The organism is Noviluteimonas gilva, from assembly GCF_009740395.1.
GTDB classification, from domain to species: domain Bacteria; phylum Pseudomonadota; class Gammaproteobacteria; order Xanthomonadales; family Xanthomonadaceae; genus Noviluteimonas; species Noviluteimonas gilva.
Window position 1 is genome coordinate 14,657 of record NZ_WOXT01000006.1, and the last position, 23,640, is coordinate 38,296.

The 23,640-nt window shown below is 66.1% G+C and carries 25 protein-coding genes, 1 pseudogene and 1 riboswitch; of the genes and pseudogenes, 13 read left to right on the forward strand and 13 right to left on the reverse strand.

Annotation, left to right across the window (positions count from 1 at the left end; all coding sequences use genetic code 11):
• The first annotated feature begins 63 nt into the window (after nt 1–63).
• Nucleotides 64–1,425 (forward strand): magnesium transporter, encoded by a 1,362-nt coding sequence (mgtE, locus tag GN331_RS15610; RefSeq protein WP_156643231.1) that lies wholly within the window; start codon nt 64–66, stop codon nt 1,423–1,425.
• A gap of 30 nt (nt 1,426–1,455) precedes the next feature.
• Here the strand turns inward: mgtE and GN331_RS15615 are convergent, their stop codons facing one another.
• The 8 genes and pseudogenes from GN331_RS15615 to GN331_RS15650 all read right to left on the reverse strand — a co-directional run bounded on the left by GN331_RS15615 (nt 1,456) and on the right by GN331_RS15650 (nt 7,574).
• Nucleotides 1,456–2,199 carry a hypothetical protein gene (locus GN331_RS15615; RefSeq protein WP_156643232.1) on the reverse strand — a complete coding sequence of 248 codons (744 nt, stop codon included), beginning with the start codon at nt 2,197–2,199 and terminating at the stop codon, nt 1,456–1,458.
• Nucleotides 2,200–2,506: 307 nt separating this feature from the next.
• A complete protein-coding gene (locus GN331_RS15620; protein WP_331713518.1) occupies nt 2,507–3,454 on the reverse strand; it encodes an aspartate carbamoyltransferase catalytic subunit in 948 nt (315 codons plus the stop codon).
• Nucleotides 3,455–3,531: 77 nt separating this feature from the next.
• Nucleotides 3,532–3,966 (reverse strand): annotated as a pseudogene (gene ruvX / locus GN331_RS15625) (Holliday junction resolvase RuvX); the annotation flags it as partial.
• Nucleotides 3,966–4,532, reverse strand: coding sequence for a YqgE/AlgH family protein (locus GN331_RS15630; RefSeq protein ID WP_156643234.1), 567 nt, complete (start codon nt 4,530–4,532; stop codon nt 3,966–3,968). The pseudogene ruvX and the gene GN331_RS15630, both read right to left, overlap by 1 nt.
• A gap of 26 nt (nt 4,533–4,558) precedes the next feature.
• Entirely contained in the window at nt 4,559–4,933 is a 375-nt protein-coding gene (locus GN331_RS15635; RefSeq protein WP_197427188.1) for a helix-turn-helix domain-containing protein, read from the reverse strand.
• 2 nt (nt 4,934–4,935) lie between these two features.
• Nucleotides 4,936–5,274 carry a toxin gene (locus GN331_RS15640; protein ID WP_156643235.1) on the reverse strand — a complete coding sequence of 113 codons (339 nt, stop codon included), beginning with the start codon at nt 5,272–5,274 and terminating at the stop codon, nt 4,936–4,938.
• Between the two features lie 112 nt (nt 5,275–5,386).
• The gene (locus tag GN331_RS15645; protein WP_156643236.1) at nt 5,387–6,517 is read right to left on the reverse strand and encodes a PilT/PilU family type 4a pilus ATPase; all 1,131 of its coding nucleotides are present in this window, start codon (nt 6,515–6,517) and stop codon (nt 5,387–5,389) included.
• A 19-nt stretch (nt 6,518–6,536) separates the two neighbouring features.
• Complete coding sequence (locus tag GN331_RS15650; protein WP_036171932.1) at nt 6,537–7,574, reverse strand: type IV pilus twitching motility protein PilT; 1,038 nt, start codon at nt 7,572–7,574, stop codon at nt 6,537–6,539.
• Between the two features lie 139 nt (nt 7,575–7,713).
• Here GN331_RS15650 and GN331_RS15655 point away from each other — a divergent pair, with 139 nt between their 5' ends.
• From GN331_RS15655 to GN331_RS15665, 3 genes are read left to right on the forward strand one after another with little or no spacing between them, the layout of a single operon-like run.
• Nucleotides 7,714–8,394 (forward strand): YggS family pyridoxal phosphate-dependent enzyme, encoded by a 681-nt coding sequence (locus tag GN331_RS15655; protein WP_156643237.1) that lies wholly within the window; start codon nt 7,714–7,716, stop codon nt 8,392–8,394.
• Nucleotides 8,395–8,403: 9 nt separating this feature from the next.
• Nucleotides 8,404–9,222, forward strand: a complete 819-nt coding sequence (proC, locus tag GN331_RS15660; protein ID WP_156643238.1) for a pyrroline-5-carboxylate reductase — start codon at nt 8,404–8,406, stop codon at nt 9,220–9,222.
• Nucleotides 9,209–9,679, forward strand: coding sequence for a DUF4426 domain-containing protein (locus GN331_RS15665; RefSeq protein ID WP_197427189.1), 471 nt, complete (start codon nt 9,209–9,211; stop codon nt 9,677–9,679). The genes proC and GN331_RS15665 overlap by 14 nt, the downstream gene beginning before the upstream one ends.
• Here the strand turns inward: GN331_RS15665 and GN331_RS15670 are convergent.
• Both GN331_RS15670 and pdxH read right to left on the reverse strand, forming a co-directional pair.
• Nucleotides 9,657–10,457: a cobalamin-binding protein gene (locus tag GN331_RS15670; RefSeq protein ID WP_156643240.1), complete on the reverse strand. Its 801-nt coding sequence runs from the start codon at nt 10,455–10,457 to the stop codon at nt 9,657–9,659. The genes GN331_RS15665 and GN331_RS15670 overlap by 23 nt on opposite strands.
• Nucleotides 10,457–11,056, reverse strand: coding sequence for a pyridoxamine 5'-phosphate oxidase (pdxH, locus tag GN331_RS15675; protein WP_156643241.1), 600 nt, complete (start codon nt 11,054–11,056; stop codon nt 10,457–10,459). The genes GN331_RS15670 and pdxH overlap by 1 nt, the downstream gene beginning before the upstream one ends.
• Before the next feature lie 31 nt (nt 11,057–11,087).
• Here pdxH and GN331_RS15680 point away from each other — a divergent pair, with 31 nt between their 5' ends.
• The 3 genes from GN331_RS15680 (at nt 11,088) to dusB (ending at nt 13,800) form a co-directional block, all read left to right on the forward strand.
• Complete coding sequence (locus tag GN331_RS15680; RefSeq protein ID WP_156643376.1) at nt 11,088–11,630, forward strand: shikimate kinase; 543 nt, start codon at nt 11,088–11,090, stop codon at nt 11,628–11,630.
• Nucleotides 11,627–12,709 (forward strand): 3-dehydroquinate synthase, encoded by a 1,083-nt coding sequence (gene aroB / locus GN331_RS15685; protein ID WP_156643242.1) that lies wholly within the window; start codon nt 11,627–11,629, stop codon nt 12,707–12,709. The genes GN331_RS15680 and aroB overlap by 4 nt, the downstream gene beginning before the upstream one ends.
• A 92-nt stretch (nt 12,710–12,801) precedes the next feature.
• Nucleotides 12,802–13,800 carry a tRNA dihydrouridine synthase DusB gene (dusB, locus tag GN331_RS15690; protein ID WP_156643243.1) on the forward strand — a complete coding sequence of 333 codons (999 nt, stop codon included), beginning with the start codon at nt 12,802–12,804 and terminating at the stop codon, nt 13,798–13,800.
• 252 nt (nt 13,801–14,052) lie between these two features.
• On the opposite strand, the gene GN331_RS15695 is transcribed toward dusB, so the two are convergent.
• A complete protein-coding gene (locus tag GN331_RS15695; RefSeq protein WP_156643244.1) occupies nt 14,053–15,096 on the reverse strand; it encodes a metal-dependent hydrolase in 1,044 nt (347 codons plus the stop codon).
• Between the two features lie 154 nt (nt 15,097–15,250).
• On the opposite strand from GN331_RS15695, the gene metK reads away from it, so the two are divergent.
• The 6 genes from metK (at nt 15,251) to GN331_RS15725 (ending at nt 21,300) form a co-directional block, all read left to right on the forward strand.
• Nucleotides 15,251–16,477: a methionine adenosyltransferase gene (metK, locus tag GN331_RS15700; protein ID WP_156643245.1), complete on the forward strand. Its 1,227-nt coding sequence runs from the start codon at nt 15,251–15,253 to the stop codon at nt 16,475–16,477.
• 44 nt (nt 16,478–16,521) lie between these two features.
• A riboswitch (S-adenosyl-L-homocysteine riboswitch) is annotated at nt 16,522–16,599 on the forward strand.
• A 16-nt stretch (nt 16,600–16,615) separates the two neighbouring features.
• Nucleotides 16,616–18,037, forward strand: a complete 1,422-nt coding sequence (gene ahcY, locus GN331_RS15705) for an adenosylhomocysteinase (RefSeq protein ID WP_156643246.1) — start codon at nt 16,616–16,618, stop codon at nt 18,035–18,037.
• A gap of 64 nt (nt 18,038–18,101) precedes the next feature.
• Nucleotides 18,102–18,935: a methylenetetrahydrofolate reductase [NAD(P)H] gene (metF, locus tag GN331_RS15710; protein ID WP_156643247.1), complete on the forward strand. Its 834-nt coding sequence runs from the start codon at nt 18,102–18,104 to the stop codon at nt 18,933–18,935.
• Between the two features lie 122 nt (nt 18,936–19,057).
• Nucleotides 19,058–19,714, forward strand: a complete 657-nt coding sequence (locus GN331_RS15715) for a hypothetical protein (protein ID WP_156643248.1) — start codon at nt 19,058–19,060, stop codon at nt 19,712–19,714.
• A 37-nt stretch (nt 19,715–19,751) separates the two neighbouring features.
• Nucleotides 19,752–20,327, forward strand: a complete 576-nt coding sequence (locus GN331_RS15720) for a hypothetical protein (protein WP_156643249.1) — start codon at nt 19,752–19,754, stop codon at nt 20,325–20,327.
• A gap of 49 nt (nt 20,328–20,376) precedes the next feature.
• A complete protein-coding gene (locus GN331_RS15725) occupies nt 20,377–21,300 on the forward strand; it encodes a branched-chain amino acid transaminase (RefSeq protein ID WP_156643250.1) in 924 nt (307 codons plus the stop codon).
• Between the two features lie 64 nt (nt 21,301–21,364).
• Here GN331_RS15725 and GN331_RS15730 read toward each other — a convergent pair whose 3' ends face one another.
• Both GN331_RS15730 and GN331_RS15735 read right to left on the reverse strand, forming a co-directional pair.
• Complete coding sequence (locus GN331_RS15730) at nt 21,365–22,690, reverse strand: sensor histidine kinase (RefSeq protein WP_156643251.1); 1,326 nt, start codon at nt 22,688–22,690, stop codon at nt 21,365–21,367.
• Complete coding sequence (locus GN331_RS15735; RefSeq protein WP_156643252.1) at nt 22,677–23,360, reverse strand: response regulator transcription factor; 684 nt, start codon at nt 23,358–23,360, stop codon at nt 22,677–22,679. Before GN331_RS15735 ends, GN331_RS15730 begins: the two co-directional genes overlap by 14 nt.
• Nucleotides 23,361–23,640: the final 280 nt, after the last annotated feature.

Here is a 23,640-nt window from a genome sequence, read left to right on the forward strand (position 1 = left end):
AATTCGCGCCATGAACGCCTGACCCTGTCGCGCCCTCGTGTGCGACGCGCCAACGGACCCCGAATGGCCGAAGCGATCCGCCACGAGAAGACCGCACGACAGCTGCGTCTGTTATCGGACGCGCTCGACAGCGGCCGCCTCGGCCCCGTGCGGCGCCTGGTCAACACGCTGTCTCCTGCGGAGATCGGCAACCTCCTCGAATCGCTTCCGCCCGCCAAGCGCACGGTGGTGTGGGGGCTCGTCGATCCCGAAGACGATGGTGAAGTGCTGGTCCACGTCGGCGACGACGTGCGCGAAAGCCTGCTCGCCGAGATGGACCCCGACGAAATCGTCGCGGCCGTCGAAGACCTCGACATCGACGATCTCGCCGACCTGGTCGAAGACTTGCCGGACACCGTCATCGACGAAGTCCTCAAGTCGATGGACCGCGAGAACCGCGAGCGCCTGGAACAGGTGCTGTCCTACGACGAGGACACCGCCGGCCGTTTGATGAACCCCGACGTGGTGACGGTGCGCACCGACACCACCGTCGATGTCGTCCTGCGTTACCTGCGCCTGCGCGGCGAGCTGCCGGACCACACCGACCATCTGTACGTCGTCAGCCGGCGCCATCAGTACCTGGGCCGCATCGCGCTGCAGGCGCTGCTCACGCACGAACCGGGCACGCCGATCAACCAGCTGATCGACGACGAACAACCCGCGCTCGGCGTGGACGAGTCGTCGGACGAAGTCGCGCGGCAATTCTCCGACCACGACTGGATCAGCGCGCCGATCGTCGACGACAACAACATCCTGCTCGGCCGCATCACCATCGACGACGTCGTCGACATCATCCGCGAACAAGCCGAACACCAGGTGCTCGGCGCCGCGGGCCTGGACGAGGACGAGGACCTGTTCTCGCCGGTGCGCCGCGCGTTCCGCCGCCGCCTGCTGTGGCTGTCGATCAATCTCGGCACGGCGTTCCTCGCCGCGAGCGTGGTCGGTCAGTTCGAAGGCACGATCGAGAAGATCGTCGCGCTCGCCGTGCTGATGCCCATCGTCGCCGGCATGGGCGGCAACGCCGGCACGCAGGTGCTCGCGCTGATGGTGCGCGGCCTGGCGCTCGGCCAGGTCGGCGCGTCGAACGTTCGGGTGCTGCTGTGGAAGGAATTGCGCGTCGCTCTGATGAACGGCTTGAGCCTTGGCATCGTGCTCGGCGCGATCGTGTTCTTCTGGTTCGGCGATGGCGTGCTTTCGCTCGTCATCGCCTCGGCGCTGACGGTCAACCTCGTGTTCGCCGCGACTGCCGGCGTGCTGGTGCCGCTCACGCTCCGGCGCATGGGCTTCGACCCGGCGCTCGCAGGCGGCGTGATCCTGACGACCGTCACCGACGTGATGGGCTTCCTCGCGTTCCTGGGGTTGGCGACGCTGGTGTTGTTGCGCTGATCAAGCGCCTCAACGGCATTTCAACCGAGACTACTCTTCGGACGATTTCCGCTCGTCGGCCTCAACCTTTATGGTGCCAACCAACGATATGACCTCGTTTGCCGCGATCTCGTCGAGTTTTGCTGATTCAGATAGTCGCGCAAGCAAGCCGTCGCGAATGAACGCCGGCAGAGCTGGCCCATCTTTCTGAAGGAATTGTTCGTTTAGAGTCTTAGCAATTCGTTGCAGCGTGAGTCCGACGGCAAGTTTGTTGCCTACGTTATTGGCTATTTCTAGCGCTTGACTCTGAGTAATAAGCAAGTTGACAGGGACTTTACGGGATGCCCACATCCACTCCTCGACGCGCTTCAAGTCATAGAGGGTGATGTCCAACCTGGCAGTTCGCGCGTCGACTGCGTCAACCTGAGCAACGACTTGAGAAACCCTTGTTCGCAGCTCTGCTACTGCGGATTGGATTTTGGCATCGACCACTGACAAGTTCTCAGCAACCTTTAGCGAGAGTGCTGCTTCAACGCGGTCTTGCATCTGCTCGATCTTCTCATCAAATTCCTTTCGCAGCGCGACCTTGTCCTCATCGTAAAGTTTTTTGTTCGTGAACCAACTGAAACCTAGCAGCAGCAGGGTAAGCGTCACGACAACACCAAGGGACCAAAGGACAGTGTTGAGCAACTTGTCTTGGAAACCCCTAAGAAGTTCATTTTGCTCGCGAAGGGCGATGAGTTCCTTCTCTGAAGGCGCAATCGCGACCGGATTCTTACCTTCTCCAGATTTCACCCTGCCGTCTGGTACCAATGCCGCCTCAGACGAAGAACGCGTAGTCGGCAGGACAGGCGCGGTTTCGCTTGAGCCACGCCCCGCGTTAGTAATTTCCGATGCAGTCGCGTTTAGCAAGGAACACGAAACGCAACCAAAAAAAAGGGCGACCAAAGCAAATGTCCGAGGCAGCCTACTCATCTCTAACCTCACTGTTGTGTAGAACGCACCGCGAATGGGATCCGCCAATTTTCATTGCGTGCGGAACGCACTTGAACTTCAAGCGCAACTAAAGGTCAGTTGGTCCCCGGTTAAATGCCCCGGAGATTTAGGCTCCGAGCAACACTTCCAGCACCGCCATGCGCGCGGCCACACCATTCGCGACCTGGCGGAGGATGAGCGACTGCGGGCCGTCGGCGACGTCGTCGTCGATTTCCACGCCGCGATTCATCGGGCCCGGATGCAGCACGACGGCTTCCGGTGCCGCGCGGCGCAGGCGCGTCGCGGTCAGACCGTAATCGCGGTGGTAGGCGTCGAGCGAACCGACGAGGCCTTCTTCCATCCGTTCGCGTTGCAGGCGCAGCATCATCAGGACGTCGACGCCCTCGAGCGCGGCGTCGAAGTCTTCGGTCACGACGCATCCATCGAGCGTCGCATCCGTCGGCAGCAAGGATTGCGGCCCGCACACGCGGATTTCGCCGGCACCGAGCGTGCGCAACGCATGCAGGTCGGTGCGTGCCACGCGCGAATGCTTCACGTCGCCGACGATGGCGACCTTCAGTTGCGAGAAGTCCGCACCCTTCGCCTGGCGAATGGTGAGCATGTCGAGCAAGCCCTGCGTGGGATGCGCGATGCGGCCGTCGCCGGCGTTGATCAGCGCTGTGCCCGGGCGCGCTTCGCCGGCGAGCGCCGCGACCGCACCGTCTTCCTTGTGGCGGACGACGAAGCCGTGCACGCCCATCGCTTCGAGCGTGCGCATGGTGTCGCGCGCGGTTTCGCCCTTGCTCGTCGAGGAGGTGGATGCATCGAAGGTCAGCACGTCGGCGCCCAGGCGCTGCGCGGCGATCTGGAAACTCGAACGCGTGCGCGTCGACGGTTCGAAGAACAACGTGCACACCGTGCGGCCGACCAGCGTGCTGCGCAGCGAGACATCGCCGCGGCGGTCGTCGAAGTTCTGCGCGAGGTCGAGCAAACGCACGAGCACCGTGCGCGGCAGGCCTTCGAGCGTGAGGAAATGGCGCAGGCGTCCCTGCGCATCCACCTGGGCAACGGTCACTCGGCGGCTCCGCTCTGTGTGGTGAGAATGGGAGGGCTGCCATTGGGCAGCATTTCGATGCTGTCGTCGACGCGAATCGCGTCCTGCGGCGCGGCGAGCCAGCGTTCGATGATCACCGCGGCGGCCACGGCGTCCAGCGCGGCGGCGTCGCGGCGTTTCTTGCGGCCTTCGGCGCGATCGGCGGCGAAGCGTTGCGCGGCTTCGATCGAGCTCGCGCGTTCGTCGACAAGCACGACGGGCAAGCGATAACGCCCATGCAGTTCGCGCGCGAAGGCGAGCGCGCGGCGACGGATCGGCTGGTCGCCGCCGTCCATGGTCATCGGATCGCCGACCACCAGACCATCGGGACGCCATTCGGCGCGCAGGCGATCGATCGCGGCCCAGTCGGGGCCATGCGCATGCACGTCGATCACCGCGAGCGCGCGCGCACCGCTGCCGAACGCGCTGCCGACGGCGACACCGATGCGCCGCATGCCGACATCGAACCCGAGCACGGTGCCATCGAGTTTCATCAGGCGTGCCCGCTGTGGTCGGCCATCTGCGTGAGGTCCACGCCGATGCTGCCGGCCGCGGCCTGCCAGCGCGCGCCCAGCGGCGTTGCGAACAGCAGGCCCGGATCCATCGGCACGGTCAGCCAACTGTCTTCGATCAATTCCTGTTCCAGTTGCCCCGCGCCCCATCCGGCGCACCCGAGCGCGACGATGGCATTCGACGGGCCACCGCCGCCGGCCATCGCTTCGAGGATGTCGCGCGAGGTGGTGACATAGAGCGCATCGCCGATCTGCATCGTCGAATCCCAGCCGTCGCCGCCGTCGTGCAGCACGAAGCCGCGTTCGGGATGCACGGGGCCGCCGGACAGCACGATCTGCCCGCGCAGGTCGTCGTTCTCGCTGTCGATGCCCATCTGTTCGAAGACATCGCCCAGCGTGTACTCCGACGGGCGATTGACGACCACGCCCATGGCGCCCTCGGCATCGTGCTGGCAGACCAGCGCCACGCTCCGCGCGAAATGCGGGTCGGTGAGCGCCGGGAGCGCGATGAGCAACCGATTGGCAAGTGGCGTCGGACTGGCTTGCATGGGCGGGATTCTACCCCCGGTGACGGCTAGAGCGTCGCGAGGCGCTGCACCGTGTCGGGATACCGTTGCACGAGGCGAATGAGGACCGCGGCCTGCGCGTTCGGACGCGCGCGGCCCTGCTCCCAGTTCTCGAGGGTGCGGGGATTGGTGCGCAGGAAGTCGGCGAAGACGGGGCGCGACAAGTCCAGGGCCTCGCGGAGCTTGATCAACTCGGCAGGCTTGACCTCGGGCACCGTTCGCAAAGACACCACGTGCGTGCGCAGGGTGCGCTTTCCTTCGCGAGCTTCGCGCAATGCGTCGAAGCCTTCGACCAGTTCCGCGAACAGGTCGCGCTTCTTGCGCGGCGCGGCCCGCTTGGCCACACGCGCGGGAGCGGTTTTCTTCGTGCGCTTGGTCGCCATGGTCAATGCCTCGCGTTGCGTTCGGAGATCAGGAGCTTCTTCAGGAAGGTGCGCTGCAGCGGCGTCAGATCACGGACTTCACGCTTGTCGTAGATCGCAAACAACCACAACTGCGCACCTGCCGGCCACCAGTAATAGATGATTCGCAAGCCACCGCGCTTGCCCTTGCCGCGTCGCTTGTCCAGGAAGCGAACCTTCCGCAGGCCACCCGCGCCCGGAATCAGATCTCCCGCCTCCGGATCGGCGAGGAGCAACTGTTGCAGCGCCTGGAAGGCGCCGTCATCCAGATAGCCGGCGAGCGCGCCCTGGAATGGCGGGAGTTCTACGAAGGTGGCATCCATGATACGACTGTACGCAGGTTGCGTACAGTCGTTTTGCCGACAGGTTGCCCAAATGGCAGAAGGGAGCGGTTTCCCGCTCCCTTCATGAATTGCCTTACGCGTTGGACTGACGTTACCGCGCTTCTGCAACCTCGACGCCATCCAACCCCTGCGCCAGCGTGCGCGCGTCGCCGCCCTGCGCGAGCTTGATGCGCAGGCGCACTTCGTTCGCCGAGTCGGCGTAACGCAGGGCGTCCTCGTAGGAGATCTCGCCGGCCTGGTACAGCTCGAACAGGCTCTGGTCGAAGGTCTTCATGCCGAGGTTGGTGGATTCCTTCATCACTTCCTTCAGCTTGTGGATCTCGCCGTCGCGGATGTAGTCCTGCACCAGCGGCGTGCCCAGCATGATTTCCATCGCCACGCGACGGGCCTTGCCGTCGGGCGTGGGGATGAGCTGCTGCGCGACCACGCCCTTGAGGTTGAGCGAAAGGTCCATCAGCAACTGGCCGCGGCGGTCTTCCGGGAAGAAGTTGATGATGCGGTCCATCGCCTGGTTGGCGTTGTTGGCGTGCAGCGTGCACAGCACCAGGTGGCCGGTTTCGGCGAAGGCGATCGCGTGGTCCATGCCTTCGCGCGTACGCACCTCGCCGATCATGATCACGTCCGGCGCCTGGCGCAGCGTGTTCTTCAGCGCGGCATCCCAGCTGTCGGTGTCGATGCCCACTTCGCGCTGCGTGATGATGCAGCCTTCGTGCTTGTGCACGAATTCGATCGGGTCTTCGATCGTGATGATGTGGCCCGTCGAGTTACCGTTGCGGTAGCCGATCATCGCCGCGAGCGAGGTCGACTTACCCGTACCCGTGGCGCCCACGAACACGATGATGCCGCGCTTGGTCATCGCGAGCGTCTTGATGATCGGCGGGAGGTTGAGTTCCTCCACGCTCGGGATCTTCGTCTCGATGCGGCGCAACACCATGCCGACCTGGTTGCGCTGGTAGAAGCACGACACGCGGAACCGGCCGACGCCCGCGACGCCGATCGCGAAGTTGCACTCGTGCGTCTTCTCGAACTCTTCGCGCTGCTGCGGATTCATCACGTTCAGCACGAGATCGCGGCTCTGCTGCGGCGTGAGCGGGTTTTGCGTGATGGGCGAGATCTTGCCGTGCACCTTCATCGACGGCGGCATGCCGGCCGTGATGAAGAGGTCCGACGCCTTCTGGTGCGCCATCAGCTTGAGGAACGAGGTGAAATCGATGCTGCTCATAGAAGTGTGCTCCCGACCGTCATTCGAACAGTCGCTTGTCCTTTGCGTATTCCTTGGCGTGCTGGCGCGTCACGAGACCGCGCTTCACGAGATCCTGGAGATGCTGGTCGAGGGTCATCATGCCGTGCGCCTGGCCGGTCTGGATCGCCGAATACATCTGGGCGACCTTGTCTTCGCGGATCAGGTTACGGATGGCCGGGATGCCGACCATGATTTCCCACGCCGCGGTACGGCCGCCGCCCACTTTCTTCAGCAGCGCCTGCGAAATCACCGCGCGCAGCGATTCGGACAGCATCGAGCGGACCATCGGCTTTTCGCCGGCGGGGAACACGTCGATGATTCGGTCGATCGTCTTGGCGGCCGACGAGGTGTGCAGCGTGGCGAACACGAGGTGGCCGGTTTCCGCGGCGGTGAGCGCCAGGCGGATGGTCTCGATGTCGCGCATTTCGCCGACGAGGATGTAGTCGGGGTCTTCGCGCAGTGCCGAACGCAACGCCTCGTTGAAGCCGTGCGTGTCGCGGTGCACTTCGCGCTGGTTGATCAGGCACTTCTGCGAGGTGTGCACGAATTCGATCGGGTCTTCGACCGACAGGATGTGCGCGTACTCGTTCTTGTTCACGTGGTCGAGCATCGCCGCCAGCGTGGTCGACTTGCCCGAGCCCGTCGGGCCGGTCACGAGGATCAGGCCCTGCGGCTGGTCGATCAGTTCCTTGAAGATGCGCGGCGTGTCGAGGTCTTCGAGCGTCAGCACTTCGGAAGGAACGGTACGGAACACCGCGCCCGCGCCGCGGTTCTGGTTGAACGCGTTGACGCGGAAGCGCGCCAGGCCGGGGATCTCGAACGAGAAGTCGACCTCGAGGAATTCTTCGTAATCGCGCCGCTGCTTGTCCGACATGATGTCGTAGACGAGCGCGTGCACCTGCTTGTGGTCCAGCGCAGGAATGTTGATGCGGCGGACGTCGCCGTCCACGCGGATCATGGGCGGGAGGCCGGCGGACAGGTGAAGGTCCGACGCCTTGTTCTTGACCGAGAACGCCAGAAGTTCGGCGATATCCATTTACGTGCTCCCCCGCACGGCGATTGAAGTGCCAACTGATGAACGACTGGTGCTTTGGCACCCCCCACGGGCAGTATGGGCGCCGCCCTCCCCGCGGTGTCAACCGCGGATTCCGCGGCGATCACGAGGTTGCGACGAGATGCTCACCCCTGCCCTTGACGCTGTCGTTCAACGTATTGAGAACGCGGCTCGGCAGTACGGTCGGCCAGCCCGCCTCCTGGCGGTGTCCAAGCGCCAACCGGCCGCGGCGGTCGCGGCCCTGGCGGCGGCCGGGCAGCGCGCCTTCGGCGAGAACTACGTGCAGGAAGCGCAGGGCAAGCAAGCCGAACTCCGGGATCCGACCCTGGAGTGGCACCTGATCGGCCATCTGCAATCCAACAAGGCCGCCACCGCCGCGCAGGCCTTCGACTGGGTGCAGACCGTCGACCGGGCCAAGCTCGTGCCCCTGCTGGCCGCGGCCCGGCCCGACGAGCGCGGCCCGCTCAACGTGTTGATCCAGGTGAACATCGACGACGAGGCCAGCAAGCACGGTTGCCGGCCCGAAGACGCCGGCGCGCTGGCCGATGCCGTCGCCGCCGCGGCGCCCCGGCTCGCGCTGCGCGGGCTGATGGCGATCCCCGCGCCGCTGGAGGACATGGACCGTCGCCGCGCCGCCTTCGCCCGCATGAAGACCTTGTTCGACACCCTCGCCGCCAGCCATCCGTCGATGGATACGCTGTCGATGGGCATGAGCGAAGACTTCGACCTGGCGATCGCGGAAGGCGCGACGATGGTGCGCGTGGGCACGGCCTTGTTCGGCGAACGTGCGCCGCGCAGCTAAACTTCGGCGATGAACGACCCCATCGCATTCATCGGCGGCGGCAACATGGCGCGCAGCCTGATCGGCGGCCTCGTGCCCGCCCGCGTGCCCGCTTCCGCGATCCACGTGGCCGAACCGGTCGATGCCCTGCGCGACGCGCTCGCGCGGGACTTCGGCGTACACGTCGCCGCGGACAACGCCCCCATCGCGAACGCCGCCGGCATGTGGGTGCTCGGCGTCAAACCGCAGGTGTTGCGCGAAGTGTGCGAGGCGCTCGCGCCCATCGCGCGACGCACGCGCCCGCTGATCGTCTCCATCGCCGCCGGCATCACAACCGCGCAGCTCGATCGTTGGCTCGGCGGCGGCTTGCCCATCGTGCGCACGATGCCGAACACGCCGGCGTTGCTCGGCGCGGGCGTCACCGGCCTGTTCGCCAATGCACTGGTCGATGCGCAACAGCGCGAGCGCACGCAACAGTTGCTCGGCGCGGCCGGCCGCACGGTGTGGATCGATGACGAAGCGCGCATGGATGCGGTCACGGCCGTGTCCGGCAGCGGCCCGGCCTACGTGTTCCTGCTCGCCGAAGCGATGCAGGCCGCGGGCGAAGCCGAAGGCCTGTCGCCCGAAGCGGCGCGCGTGCTCGCATTCCAGACGATCCTCGGCGCCGGACGCATGCTGGTCGAAAGCGACGTGGGCGCAGCGGAATTGCGCGCGCGCGTGACCTCGCCCAACGGCACCACGCATGCCGCGATCGAAACCTTCGAAGCCGGAGGCTTCCGCGATCTCGTGCACCGCGCCGTGCACGCCGCCGCCGTGCGCGGCAAGGAGTTGTCCGATGCGAACGATTGAACGCGCTGCCGTGTTGCTCGTCGCCGGCGTCCTCGCGGCCTGCGGTGGCGGCTCGACGCCCGTGCCCGCGCAAGCGGCGCCGCCGCCCGCCGATCTGCACGATGGCGATCTCCACATCCACGCCACCGCGGTGAACACGCTCGCGCTGCCCGAAAAAGTGACGCGGACCTACGGCATCCCGCGCGGCGAACAAACGTGGATGCTGTTGGTCACCACGCGCCAGGGCGAAGAAGGCCGCGACGTCGCGGTGCCGGCGAAAGTCTCGGCCACCGCGCGCGATCTGCAGGGCCGCAAGATCGAAATCCCGATGCGCGAGTTGCGCACCGGCGACGGCTTGCTCGACAACGTCGGCACCTTCTCGATCACCCCGCCCGACACGCTGCAGTTCACCGTACAGGTCACGCCGGTCGGTGCGCAGACGCGCACGCTCACCTTTACGCGCGAAGTGGCGAAGTAGCCCACGCGCGCACGATGCGCGCGATCGCGTCGACGCCGTCGGTCAACGCCGCCGGCCCCGGTTGCAGGATGATCGGCGACTTCACTTCATGCAGTTGCCCGTCGCGCACGGCGGGAATCGCGTCCCAGCCGGGGCGCGCGGCGACGCGTTCGGGGCGGAAGCGCTTGCCGCACCACGACCCCAGGATGATGTCGGGCGCGCGGCGGATCACTTCGTCGCTGTCTTCCAGGATGCGTTGTTTCGCGAGCGATTCCATCGCGCGCTCGGGAAAGATGTCGTCGCCGCCGGCGATGCGCACGAGTTCGGCGACCCAGCGGATGCCGGTGATCGGCGGCTCGTCCCATTCTTCGAAATAGACGCGCGGGCGGCGATCGAGTTTCGCCGCGTCCGCTGCGATCGCATCGAGTCGGCGCTGTAATGAATCTGCATAAGCCTCCGCGCGCGCGGCCGCGCCAACCATCGCACCGAGACGGCGGATGTAATCGAGGATGCCCTCGACGCTACGATGGTTCGAGATCCACACCTCGACGCCATGGCGGATGAGCTCGGCCGCGATGTCGGCCTGGATGTCGGAAAACCCGATCGCGAAATCCGGTTTGAGCGCAAGGATCGCGTCGATCTTCGCGCTGGTGAACGCGCTGACCTTCGGCTTGTCGCGTCGCGCGGCGGTCGGCCGCACGGTGAACCCGCTGATGCCGACGATGCGGTCCTGCTCACCGAGCGCGTACAGCGTTTCGGTCGGTTCCTCGGTGAGGCAGACGATGCGGGACGGCGGCATCAGGGAAACAGCATGCGCGTCGACCACGTGCCGTCGTCGCCGCGTTCGTGCAGGTGACGCTCGTGCAGGCGGAACTGCGCGCCGTACCAGAACTCCACGGCGCGCGGCACGATGCGGAACCCGCTCCATCGCGGCGGGCGCGGCACGGACTGGCCTTCGAATCGGCGCTCGACGTCGGCCAGGCGGGTTTCGAAGGTTTCCTTCGAAGCCAGCGTTTCCGATTGATCGGAGGCCCACGCACCCAACTGGCTGCCGCGCGGGCGCGAAGCGAAATACGCATCGGCTTCGGCGTCGTCGACGATCTCGACCTCGCCCTCGATCCGCACCTGCACGCCGAGCATCACGCGCGGCCAGTGGAACAGCAGCGCGGCCTGCGGATTGCCCTGCAGCTCGCGGCCCTTGCGGCCGTCCAGGTGCGTGTAGAAGACGAAGCCGCGCGCGTCGTGCGCCTTCAGCAGCACGGTGCGCGCCGAGGGGCGGCCCTGCGCATCGGCGGTCGCGACGACCATGGCGGTGGGGTCGGGTTCGCCCGCCGCCGCGGCTTGCGCGAACAGGTGGTCGAAGGTGGCAAGAACGTCGGTGGGGAGGTCGGCGCGCATGGCTGCATTCTCGCGCATTAAGATCGGCGGCATGAATCCCGCCCCGCACCTGATCCTGATCGGCCCCATGGGGGCCGGCAAGTCCTCGATCGGCCGCCGCCTCGCCGAGCGCCTGGGCCTGCCCTTCACGGACATGGACTCGGCCATCGAAGCCCACGCGGGGACGAAAGTGACGACGATCTTCGATCTCGAGGGCGAAGCCGGGTTCCGTGCGCGCGAACGCGAGATGCTCGCCGAAGTGCTGCATTCGCCCGCCGGCGTGATCGCAACCGGCGGTGGCGTGGTGCTGGCGGAAGACAATCGCCGGCTGCTGCGTGAAGGCGCGTTCGTCGTCCATCTCGACATTTCGGTCGAAGGCCAACTCGAGCGGCTGGCGCGCGATCGCACGCGACCGTTGCTGCAACGCCCCGATCGCGAAGCGGTCTTGCGCACGCTCGCCGAGGAGCGCGCGGCCTTGTACGCCGATGTCGCCGACCTGCGCTTTTCGACCGACGGAATGAGCGCGCACGAGGCGGCGCTGCAACTCGCGCGCCTGGTCGACGCAAAGTGGCAGCGCAGCGAGGCCGCGGCATGAGCGGCGTGCGGCACGTCGATGTCGGCGGCGCGCAGCCCTATCGCATCGCGATCGGCGACGGCTTGCTGCGCGATGGCGCCGCGCTTGCCGAACACGTGCGCGGGCGGCATGTCTTCGTCGTGAGCGATGCGCATGTCGCGCCCTTGTATGCGCTGCGCGTGGTCGATGCGCTGCAGGCCGCGCGACCCGATCTGCGTTGCATCGTGTCGTGCATCCCCGCCGGTGAATCGGCGAAGACGCTGGAGCGTTTCGGCGAACTCGTGCGCGAGCTGGCCGACTTCGGCGCCACGCGCGATGCGTGCGTGGTCGCGCTCGGCGGCGGCGTGGTCGGCGATCTGGCGGGCTTCGTCGCCGCATGCTGGATGCGCGGCATCGATTGCGTGCAATTGCCGACGACCTTGCTCGCGATGGTCGATTCGTCGGTCGGCGGCAAGACGGCCGTCGACATGCCGCAGGGCAAGAATCTCGTCGGCGCGTTCCATCCGCCGCGCGCGGTGTTCGCCGATACGGCGACGCTGCAGACGCTCCCCGATCGCGAACTGCGCGCGGGCCTGGCCGAGGTGGTGAAGTACGGCGCGATCCGGGATGCAGGCTTCCTGGAATGGCTCGACGCGCATTCGGAAGACTTGCTCGCGCGCGATGCCGATGCGCTGGCCGAGGCCATCGCGCGCAGTTGTGCGCACAAGGCGGAGATCGTCGCGCGGGATCCGTTCGAACGCGGGGAGCGCGCGCTGCTCAATTTCGGGCACACGTTCGCGCATGCGATCGAGAGTGAGCAGGGCTATGGCGGCTTGAATCACGGCGAAGCGGTCGCGGTCGGCATGGTGTGCGCCGCGCGTTTGTCTGCACGCCTGGGCCTGGCGAGCGATGCGGACGCGACGCACCTGGAAAGTCTGCTGACGCGTTTCGGCTTGCCGGTCGCGGTGCCCGCGGGCTTGTCGTCCCCCGCCCTCGTCGCACGCATGCGCCTGGACAAGAAGGCCGCCGCGGGCGGGCTGCGCTTCATCCTCTGGCGCGGCACGGGCCAGGCCGAAATCATTCCGAACGTCGACGAACAGTCAGTGGCCGCCGTCCTCTGACCCACCCGCGGCCTTCATCCCCCTTCCAAGGGGGATCGAATGCGCAACGCGCATTCGAGGGGGATGACGCGAGGCAGAAGTACAATCCCCCCATGCAAATCGGCCCGCACCTCCTGACCCCCAAGGTCATCCTCGCCCCCATGGCGGGCGTGACCGACAAGCCGTTCCGGGTGTTGTGCAAGCAGCTCGGCGCGGGCCTGTGCGTGTCGGAGATGACCACGTCCGATCCGCGCTTCTGGAAGACCAGCAAGTCCGTGCACCGCATGGACCACGACGGTGAACCCGCGCCCATCAGCGTGCAGATCGCCGGCACGGTGCCGGAGGTGATGGCCGATGCCGCGCGCTACAACGTCGACCACGGCGCGCAGATCGTCGACATCAACATGGGCTGCCCGGCGAAAAAGGTCTGCAGCGCGTGGGCGGGCTCGGCGTTGATGCGCGATGAAGGTTTGGTCGCGCGCATCCTCGAAGCCGTGGTGAAGGCCGTCGACGTGCCGGTCACGCTGAAGATCCGCACAGGCTGGGCCGCGGACCAGCGCAATGCGCCGGTGATCGCGCGCATCGCGCAGGAGAGCGGCATCGCCGCGCTCGCGGTGCACGGCCGCACGCGCGACCAGCAATACGGTGGCGTGGCCGAGTACGACACGATCGGCGAAATCAAGGCGATGCTGTCGATCCCGGTGGTCGCCAACGGCGACGTCGATTCGCCGGAGAAAGCCGCCTTCGTGCTCGCGCAAACCGGATGCGATGCGGTGATGGTGGGCCGCGCGGCGCAAGGCCGGCCGTGGATCTTCCGCGAGATCGCGCACTACCTGGCAACGGGCGAAACGCTGCCGCCGCCTTCGCTCGTCGAAGTGCGCGACGTGCTGCTCGGCCACTTGGAAGCGCTGCACGCCTTCTACGGCGAACTCTCCGGCGTGCGCATCGCACGCAAGCACCTGGGTTGGTATGCGAAGGACCGTCCGGAAAACCACGCCTTCCGCCACGTGGTGAACCGCGCGGAAAGCGCGGAGATGCAGGTGGCGCTGACGCGTGATTACTTTGATGCGTTGATTGCAGGTGATTCCGCCCGTTGGCTCGTGGCCGCCTAGCGACGCCTCCACCCGATGAAACCCCTCCCCGGCCCTCCCCTGCCTTCGCAGGGGAGGGAGAAGTGGTTGGCGTCGTGCGCGACGTCCGAAACTACGGAGTCACAGGTCTTTGCAGGGGAATGTGTTCGTCGGCGCGTCTCACGACGGGCGGCTGCACACTGACGTCGACCACGGCGCGAGCATGCGCAACGCGTGCATCCGATGTCTGCACGATCCATCCCGTCGACAACGCGAACGCTCTTACGCGCAGCGTCAGTCGCTGCCCTGCACATGCGCCGGCGCCGACGCGGTCGTCGGCGGCGCACGCCAGATGCGCGTCCACATCGTGCCCAGGCGCCGCGAGGCTTCCCACGGCCACTTCATCTGTTGTGCGGGAATCGCGCGCCACTCATCCCCGTCGAGCTTCGCGATGGCGAAGCGAAAGCTGTAATCGGGCTCCGAGCCCATCCGCAGATCGCTGAGCACGAGCTTGCCGTCGCGCACCTGCGCCTTCGCGAAGTGATGGTTGAACCACAACAGCCGCGCGACCTGCGGTGCATCGCGCACCGCATCCAGCGCGCCCGTGTCGGAGGGAAAGTGCGTGAAGTGGATCGGCCCGCGGTCGGCGACGAGCGAGCGCTCGCCTTCGACGAATCCGTCCGGCGTCATCGCCACCACGCGCCACAGCAACGTATTGAAGGGCATCGGCACGGAGAACCGCCGCGCATCGCCCAGCCCGATCGCGGCGAGCGAAGACTGCGCCTCGCGTTCGATCATCGCCTTGGCGACGAACGACCAGCCGACATACCCCACCGCGATCGCGAGCGACGCCACCACCGCGCGCTGCGCCTGCGGCCGCGCGCCGAACCAGGCCGCAACCAGGCACCCGATCACCAACGGCACGGTGAGCATCGGATCGATGATGAAGAGCGTGGACCACATCGTCGGCGGCACCGGCAGCGGCCACCACAATTGCGTGCCGTAGACGGTGCATGCGTCGATCAACGGATGGGTGATCAGGCACAGCTGGATGATCCAGAACCATCGCATCGGCGCCGCCGCCACGCGCCCGCCCCGCGACCGGAACCACGCCCACAGCAGCAATCCCACAAGCGGCAGTACGAGCAGCGAATGCGTCGCCGCGCGATGCCAGGTCAGTCGAACGACAGGGTCGTCGGTGAGCAGCAGCGGCAGGACATCGATGTCGGGCAAGGAGTTGAGCGCGGCGCCCGCCAACAGGGCGGCGCGGCGTTGCGTGGGCGGTGCGAGGGCCGCGGCGATGGCGCCGCCGATGAAAAGATGCGTGATGGAATCCATGGCGGCGATCCTAGCCTGCCGCCGCCTGTCTCCTTCCCGTCAAAGCATGGTGTTCATTTAACTGCGGGAGGGGCGCAAACTCCCCAATCCGGTCCGCGCGCCTGTACAATGCGCGCCCTCATCCTTTCATCCGCATTAAAGGATATACGCAGCGATGACCAGCTCCAGCTACCTCTTCACCTCCGAATCGGTGTCCGAAGGCCACCCGGACAAGATCGCCGACCAGATCTCCGACGCCGTCCTCGACGCGATCCTCGCGCAGGACAAGCGCGCGCGCGTGGCCTGCGAAACGATGGTGAAGACGGGCGCGGCGATCGTCGCCGGCGAAGTCACGACCGGCGCATGGGTCGACATCGAGTCGCTCGCGCGCAAGGTCATCAACGACATCGGCTACGACAACTCCGACGTCGGCTTCGACGGCCACACCTGCGCGATCATCAACATGCTCGGCAAGCAGTCGCCGGACATCGCCGCGGGCGTGGATCGCAAGAAGCCGGAAGAACAGGGCGCGGGCGACCAGGGCCTGATGTTCGGCTACGCCTGCAACGAGGCGCCGGAATTCATGCCGGCCCCGATCTATTACTCGCACCGCCTGGTCGAACAGCAGGCCAAGGTGCGCAAGGCGAAGAATTCCAAGCTGCCGTGGCTGCGCCCCGATGCGAAGTCGCAGGTCACGCTGCGCTATGAAGCCAACAAGATCGTCGGCCTCGATGCCGTCGTCCTGTCCACGCAGCACGATCCGGGCATCAAGCAGAAGGACCTGGTCGAGGGCGTGTACGAGCACATCCTCAAGCCGGTGCTGCCGAAGAACTGGCTCGACAAGCTGCCGAAGAACAAGGTGCACATCAATCCGACGGGCATCTTCGTGATCGGCGGCCCGGTGGGCGACTGCGGCCTGACCGGCCGCAAGATCATCGTCGACAGCTACGGCGGCATGGCCCGCCACGGTGGCGGCGCGTTCTCGGGCAAGGATCCCTCGAAGGTCGACCGCTCGGCCGCGTACGCCGCGCGTTACGTCGCCAAGAACATCGTCGCCGCCGGCCTGGCCGACAAGTGCGAAGTGCAGGTCTCCTACGCCATCGGCGTGGCCGAGCCGACGTCGATTTCGGTCACCACCTTCGGCACCGGCAAGATCTCGGACGACAAGATCGAGAAGCTGATCCGCAAGCACTTCGACCTGCGCCCGTACGGCATCGTCAAGATGCTCGACCTGATCCACCCGGTGTACCAGGCCACCGCTTCGTACGGCCACTTCGGCCGCAAGCCCACGCAGGTCGAGTACGTCGACGGCAACGGCAAGAAGCACAAGGCCACCGCGTTCTCCTGGGAGAAGACGGACAAGGCCGACGAGCTGCGCAAGGATGGCGGCCTGAAGAAGTAAGTGACACGAAAATCGGGCGCGCGGCGCGATGCCGCGCGTCCTGCTTCGTCGAGGGGCGCTGCGACCGTGGATAGGCACGGCCAGGCTCGACGGGGTGCACCAAGCAACGGCGCCCGCTCGATTTACGGAGCAAACGCCATGAACGCGCAAGTCAAGCAAGCCCACGATTACAAGGTCGCCGACATCTCGCTCGCCGACTGGGGCCGCAAGGAAATCGACATCGCCGAGCACGAGATGCCGGGCCTGATGTCCATCCGCCGCAAGCACGCCGCCGCCAAGCCCCTGAAGGGCGTGCGCGTGACCGGTTCGCTGCACATGACCATCCAGACCGCCGTGCTGATCGAGACGTTGAAGGACGTCGGCGCCGACGTGCGCTGGGCCTCGTGCAACATCTTCTCGACGCAGGACCACGCCGCCGCCGCGATCGCCGCCACCGGCACGCCGGTGTTCGCGTGGAAGGGCGAGTCGCTCGAGGAATACTGGGACTGCACGCTCGATGCGGTGACCTTCCCGGGCGGCAAGGGTCCGGAGCTGGTCGTCGACGACGGCGGCGACGTGACGCTGCTGATCCACAAGGGTTACGAGCTCGAACAGGGTTCGGACTGGGTGAACACCGCCTCGGGTTCGCACGAAGAGCAGATCATCAAGAACCTGCTCAAGCGCGTGGCCAAGGAGCGCCCCGGCTTCTGGACCAACGTGGTCAAGGATTGGAAGGGCGTCTCCGAAGAGACGACCACCGGCGTGCACCGCCTCTACCAGATCGCCGAACAGGGCAAGCTGCTGGTGCCGGCGATCAACGTCAACGACTCGGTCACCAAGTCGAAGTTCGACAACCTCTACGGCTGCCGTGAATCGCTGGCCGACGGCCTCAAGCGCGCGATGGACGTGATGCTCGCGGGCAAGGTCGCGGTGGTGTGCGGTTACGGCGACGTCGGCAAGGGTTCGGCGCATTCGCTGCGCGCGTACGGCGCCCGCGTGGTCGTCACCGAAATCGATCCGATCTGCGCCCTGCAGGCCGCGATGGAAGGTTTCGAAGTCAACACGATCGAAAGCACGCTCGGCCGCGGCGACATCTACGTCACCACGACCGGCAACAAGGACGTCATCACGCTTGCGCACATGCAGGCGATGAAGGACCAGGCGATCGTCTGCAACATCGGCCACTTCGACAACGAGATCCAGGTCGACGCGCTGTATGCCTCCGGCGCGCAGCACATCAACATCAAGCCGCAGGTCGACAAGTACATCTTCGGCAATGGCAACGCGATCTTCCTGCTGGCCGAAGGCCGCCTGGTGAACCTGGGTTGCGCCACGGGCCACCCGAGCTTCGTCATGTCCAATTCGTTCTCGAACCAGACGCTGGCGCAGATCGACCTGTGGGCCAACAAGGACACCTACGAAAAGACGGTGTACCGCCTGCCGAAGCACCTCGACGAAGAAGTCGCCCGCCTGCACCTGGAGAAGATCGGCGTCAAGCTGACCACGCTCACGCAGGAACAGGCCGACTACCTCGGCGTGTCGGTGCAGGGCCCGTTCAAGCCCGAGCACTACCGCTACTGAGTCGCGCGAGCGGGCGGCCCAAGGGTCGCCCGCTTCGTTTCAAACCCTCGGCACGGATCCACACATGGCCCTGCGCGTTCCGATCTCCTTCGAGTTCTACCCGCCCAAGACCGACGAGCAACGCACGCAACTGGACCGCACCGCGGGCCGGTTGAAGACGCGTTCGCCCGACTACGTCTCGTGCACCTTCGGTGCCGGCGGTTCGACGCTGTCGTACACGCCCGAAACGGTGCAACGCCTGCGCGAAGCGCACGGGTTGAACGCCGCGCCGCACATCTCCTGCATGGGCGGCACGCGCGAGGAACTGCGCTCGCTGCTCAAGCTCTACCGTGCGTTGGGTTGCAAGCGCGTGGTCGCATTGCGCGGCGACATTCCTTCGGGCATGGCGCGCATGGGCGACTTCCGCTTCGCCTCGGACCTGGTGGAATTCATCCGCGCCGAGCACGACGGCTTCTTCCACATCGAAGTCGGCTGCTATCCGGAAATGCACCCCCAAGCGGATGATCCGTTCGCCGACCTGCGCCACTTCAAGGCGAAGGCCGACGCGGGCGCCGACGGTGCGATCACGCAGTATTTCTACAACGCCGATGCGTATTTCCGCTTCGTCGACGATGCGCGCAAGCTCGGCATCACCATTCCGATCGTGCCCGGCATCATGCCGATCTCCAACTTCACGCAGCTTCGACGCTTTTCGGAAAGCTGCGGCGCGGAGATTCCGCGCTGGATCGGCAAGCGCATGCAGGCCTACGGCGACGACAGCGAGAGCATCCGTGCATTCGCGGCGGAGTTCGTGGCGCAGTTGTGTTCACGCCTCATCGACGGCGGCGCACCGGCCTTGCACTTCTACACACTCAATCTCTCGAAGCCGACGCTGAACGTCATCGAACTGCTCGACTGAGTTTCGACGATTGCGCCGTTTTTTGGCGTGTTCAGCAACGATGCGTTGACGCAGGCACGCAGATGCTGCGCGTGGATTTCCACGCGGGCACGGCTGCCATGCTTCGATCGATCAACACAGGGATGTGTCTTGCGCTTGCGTGCGCAGCAGCGGCCGTCGCGCCGAATGTCGCGCGCGCCGCGCCACCACCGGCCGTGCAGCAATGCATCACGGCCGACGGCAACGTGCTCTATACCGATAAACCGTGTCGCAGCATCGGCGCGCGCGCAGTGGCGATGCGCGGCGAACTCGCGACGCGCCTGGTGCGCGAAAGCGCGACCGAAGCGCGCTACACGGGCGTGGAAGTCGCCTTCATTTCGAACGGAAATGCACCCCGCGCACCCACCGCCACGATGCGCGCAGCGCGCGAAGCCATTGGCCGTCGCTCCCACCAGGGCGGCTGCGCGCGCACGACGACGCAGTTGGCGATGGACCTGCGCGGCGCATTCGCACTAGGCGACGTAAACCGCATCGCCGAGAGTTTCCATTGGGTCGGCATGTCGCAGCGCAGTGCCAATGCGACGATGAAGCGCCTGCAAGCGCTGACCAAACGCAGCCTGGTCGACGTGCAGTATTACGACGCGCAGATCGGCGGTTGGATGGAAACCGCGGACGCCGGTCGCGGTGCCCCGGTCTCGTCGGGCGGCGTGATGCAGCTGCAATTCGGCGACGGAATGCACGCGACGATCGAGGACTTCGACGTAGTTCCCAATGGCGGGTGCTGGTTCGTGCGCTTCTAGGCTGTCGCGGCCCAGCCGCCGGGGGTAGGCTGTCGCGATGCGCATGCTGCTCCTGCTTTCCCTGTTCGCCCTCGCGTGCCTGTGGCCGCACGCGGCGCATGGGCAAGTGCGCAAATGCATTTCGCCCGACGGTCGCCCGCTCTACACCGACCAGAAGTGCGAAGCACTCGGCGCAACCGAACCGCCGGCGCCGCCGACGCTCAACCCCAGCATGGCGGCAGAGGTCTCCAAGAGCAATCGCCTCTACATGGGCGGCTGCACGCAAACGCTGCAGGACCTCGTCTTCGAAATCCGCACCGCGATCGAACAGGGCGACGCCAACCGGCTATCGGGCATCTACAACTGGGTCGGCGTCTCCGATGCCACGGCCCTGTCGATCATGGAGCGCCTGGACAAGATCGCGCATCGCCCGCTGCTCGACATCCAGCCGATCTCGGCCGATCCGGAATCCGAGGGCGCCCTCACGGGCGATGCCGGCGACGTGCCGCGCACCACCGTCCGCCGCCCGCCGGTCGGCCTGCGCCTGGAACAGACGCTGCCGCAGAGCATCACACCCGCACGCACCGTGCTGGGCCTGCGGCGCCATTACGGCTGCTGGTGGGTGAGCCTCTAGGCCGCCGGCCGCTTACAATTGCGGTTCCCCACGCAAGCGAGCTGCCGGCATGACGATGGTCTATCCCGAATGGATTTGGCACAACGGCGCCATCAAGCCCTGGGCAGACGCCACCACGCATGTCATGTCGCACGCGATCCACTACGGCTCGTCGGTGTTCGAAGGCATCCGTTCGTACGACACGCCCAAGGGCCCGGCGATCTTCCGCCTCACCGACCACAACCGTCGCCTGATGGCCTCCGCGCGCATCTACGACATGCCGATGCCGTACTCGGTCGATCAGATCAACGCCGCGTGCCGCGAAGTGTTGAAGAAGAACGACCTGGGCAAGGCGTACCTGCGTCCGGTCGCGTTCCGCGGCCTCGGTGGCTTCGGGCTTTCGGCGGATACGCCGACCGACGTCGCGGTCGCTGCATGGAAGATGGGCGCGTATCTCGGCGACGGCGTGCTCGAAGAAGGCATCGATGCATGCGTGTCGAGCTGGCAGCGTTTCGCTCCCAACACGATTCCCGCGGGCGCGAAGGCTGGCGGTAATTATCTGTCGGGCCAGTTGGTCGCACGCGAAGCGCGTCGCCTCGGTTTCGGCGAAGGCATCGCGCTGGCGTCGACCGGTTTGCTGAGCGAAGGCGCGGGCGAAAACCTGTTCCTGGTGTTCGACGGCGCGCTGCACACCACGCCGATCAGCGCCGCATTGCTCAACGGCATCACGCGCAACACGATCATGGCGCTCGCGCGCGAAGTCGGCATCCCGGTGGTCGAGCGCGACATCCCGCGCGAATACCTCTACCTGTGCGACGAGCTCTTCATGTGCGGCACGGCGGCGGAAATCACGCCGATCCGTTCCGTCGACGGCCGCCAGGTCGGCATCGGCCGCGCTGGCCCGGTGACGCGCCGCATGCAGGAACTCTTCTTCGGCCTGTTCAACGGCAAGACCGAAGACAAGTACGGTTGGTTGGAATATGTAGACGCGTAAGCGTCCCTGCTGATACCCCCCGTGCAAGGGGGGTGACGCGCGCAAGGCGCGCGTCGGGGGGGGGTTACCGCACCACATCCCCAAACCGAAGCGTCGCAATCACCCCCTGCACCTCCCCCGGCACCACGCGCACATCCCATCCGTACAGCGCGCACAGCCGGCGCACGATCGACAAGCCGATGCCCGCGCCCTGCGAATGCTCGGCGTGCGTGCCGCGATAGCCGCGCTCGAACAGCCGCGCGGCTTCTTCCGCGCTGAGCCCGGGACCGGAGTCGATCACTTCGACGCCATCGGGCCGCATGCGCACGATGACCTCGCCTTCCAGCGTGTACTTCACCGCGTTGCCGATCAGGTTGCCGAGCGCGACCGCCACCGCGGCTTCCGGCGCATCGACGACCAGGCCGCCCTGCCCTTCCATCCGCAGCACGAGCGCCTTGCCGCCCAACTGCGCGCGATGCATGTCGAGGAGTTGCTCGGCGACCTTGCTGACGTCGGTCGCGCCGTGGCCGCGCTCGTTGCGCGACAGCAGCAGCAGCGCGCTGATGAGATCGGTGCATTGCTGTTCGGCGCGCTGGATGCGGCGCAGGCGCGCCTGCATGCGTTCGTCGAGTTCAGGGCGCGAGAGCAGCAACTCCGTGGCACCGCGGATCACCGCGAGCGGTGTACGCAACTCGTGGCTCACGTCGGCGTTGAATTCGCGGTCGCGCTGCACGACTTCGGTCAGGCGCGCGGCGTAGTCATCCAGCGCCGAGGCGAGCTGGCCGACTTCGTCGTTCGGGAAGTGTTCGGCCAGCGACACCGGTTCGCTGCTGCGGCCCGAGCCCTTGAGCCGATTGGCGAGTTCCGACACCGGGCTCATGACGCGCGAGGCCGCCCACCAGCCCACCAGCAACGAGAGCAGCGTGAACACCACGACCGCGCCGTAGATGCCGCGGTTGAATTGCTCCGCGCCGCGCATCGTCTGCGTCATGTCGTAGGCGAGGAAGAACCAGACCGTCGGCGTCTTGCGCACCGCGAGCTTGTAGGAGAACGCCTGCCCGTCGTCGTCGACGCCGCTGAGCTGGTGGATGCCGTCGGGCAGTTCGTACCATTGCGGTTGGTTCTGGCGCACGCTCTCGAACTTGTCGGGCGTGAACGCGAACGCGCGAATCTGGTCGACCGGCAGGCTCGGGTTCTGCGGATCGCGCGCGTACTGCTGCGCGTACAGATCGATGTTGCGGTTCATCAGGTCGACGACGAGCTTGTCTTCGACCTGGTTGCGCACCTTGTCCACCGCGTAGGCGAACAGCGCCGTCAGCCCGAACCCGAGCAGGACGAACGACAAGATGATGCGGCTGCGGAGCTGGCGCCGATAACGGCGCGGGCGTCGCGTTATCTCAGGCGCTGGCATCGGGTGCGGCGATCCGGTATCCGATGCCGTGGCGGGTCTGGATCAGCGGCGTGCCGAAGGGCTTGTCGACTACGGCGCGCAGGCCGTGGATGTGCACGCGCAGCGAATCCGAATCGGGCAATTCCTCGCCCCACACGCGCGTCTCCAGTTCCTGGCGCGTGACCACCGCCGGCGAGGCTTCCATCAGCGCCTGCAGGATCTTGAGCGCGGTCGGGTTGAGTTGCAGCAGCTTGGCTTCGCGGCGCACTTCGAGCGTGTCGAGGTTGTATTCCAGGTCGCCGACATTGAGCACGCGCGTCTGCACGCCACGACCGCGGCGGGCGAGCGCGTTGAGGCGCACTTCCACTTCCTGCAGCGCGAAGGGTTTGATCAGGTAGTCGTCGGCGCCCGAGTCGAAGCCGGCGAGTTTGTTGTCGAGCGAGTCCCGCGCGGTGAGCATCAGCACCGGCGTCTGCTTGCGCGCTTCGTTGCGCAGCTTGCGGCAGACCTCCAGGCCGTCGAGGCCCGGCAGGCTGAGGTCGAGCACGATCGCATCGAAGTCGTGCACCACCGCCAGGTGCAGGCCGGTGACGCCGTCCGCGGCGAAGTCCACCGTGTGCCCGCGGTCCTCGAGATAGTCCCCGAGGTTCGCGGCGATGTCCTGGTTGTCTTCGATGACGAGGATGCGCATCCGGGCTTTGTCCTGCAGGTTCGGCGGGGGGGCCGTCGCGATTCTGCCAGAGCGGCAAGCGACGGTAGTGTCGATGTTGGGCGCATCTTCCCAAAAACAAAGGCCCAGGCACGTTTTGCGTGCCTGGGCCAAATCAAGCCCCGATGACCGTAATCTGCTTCGTCCGATGCGGCGGGCCGAGCGGTCTACGACAGATTCGCGGTAGGGAAAGGCTACGCAGGGGGCGATTAAACCGGCGTTAAAACCAGCGGTCGAATGGCGTTAAAAATTCGATAATCCG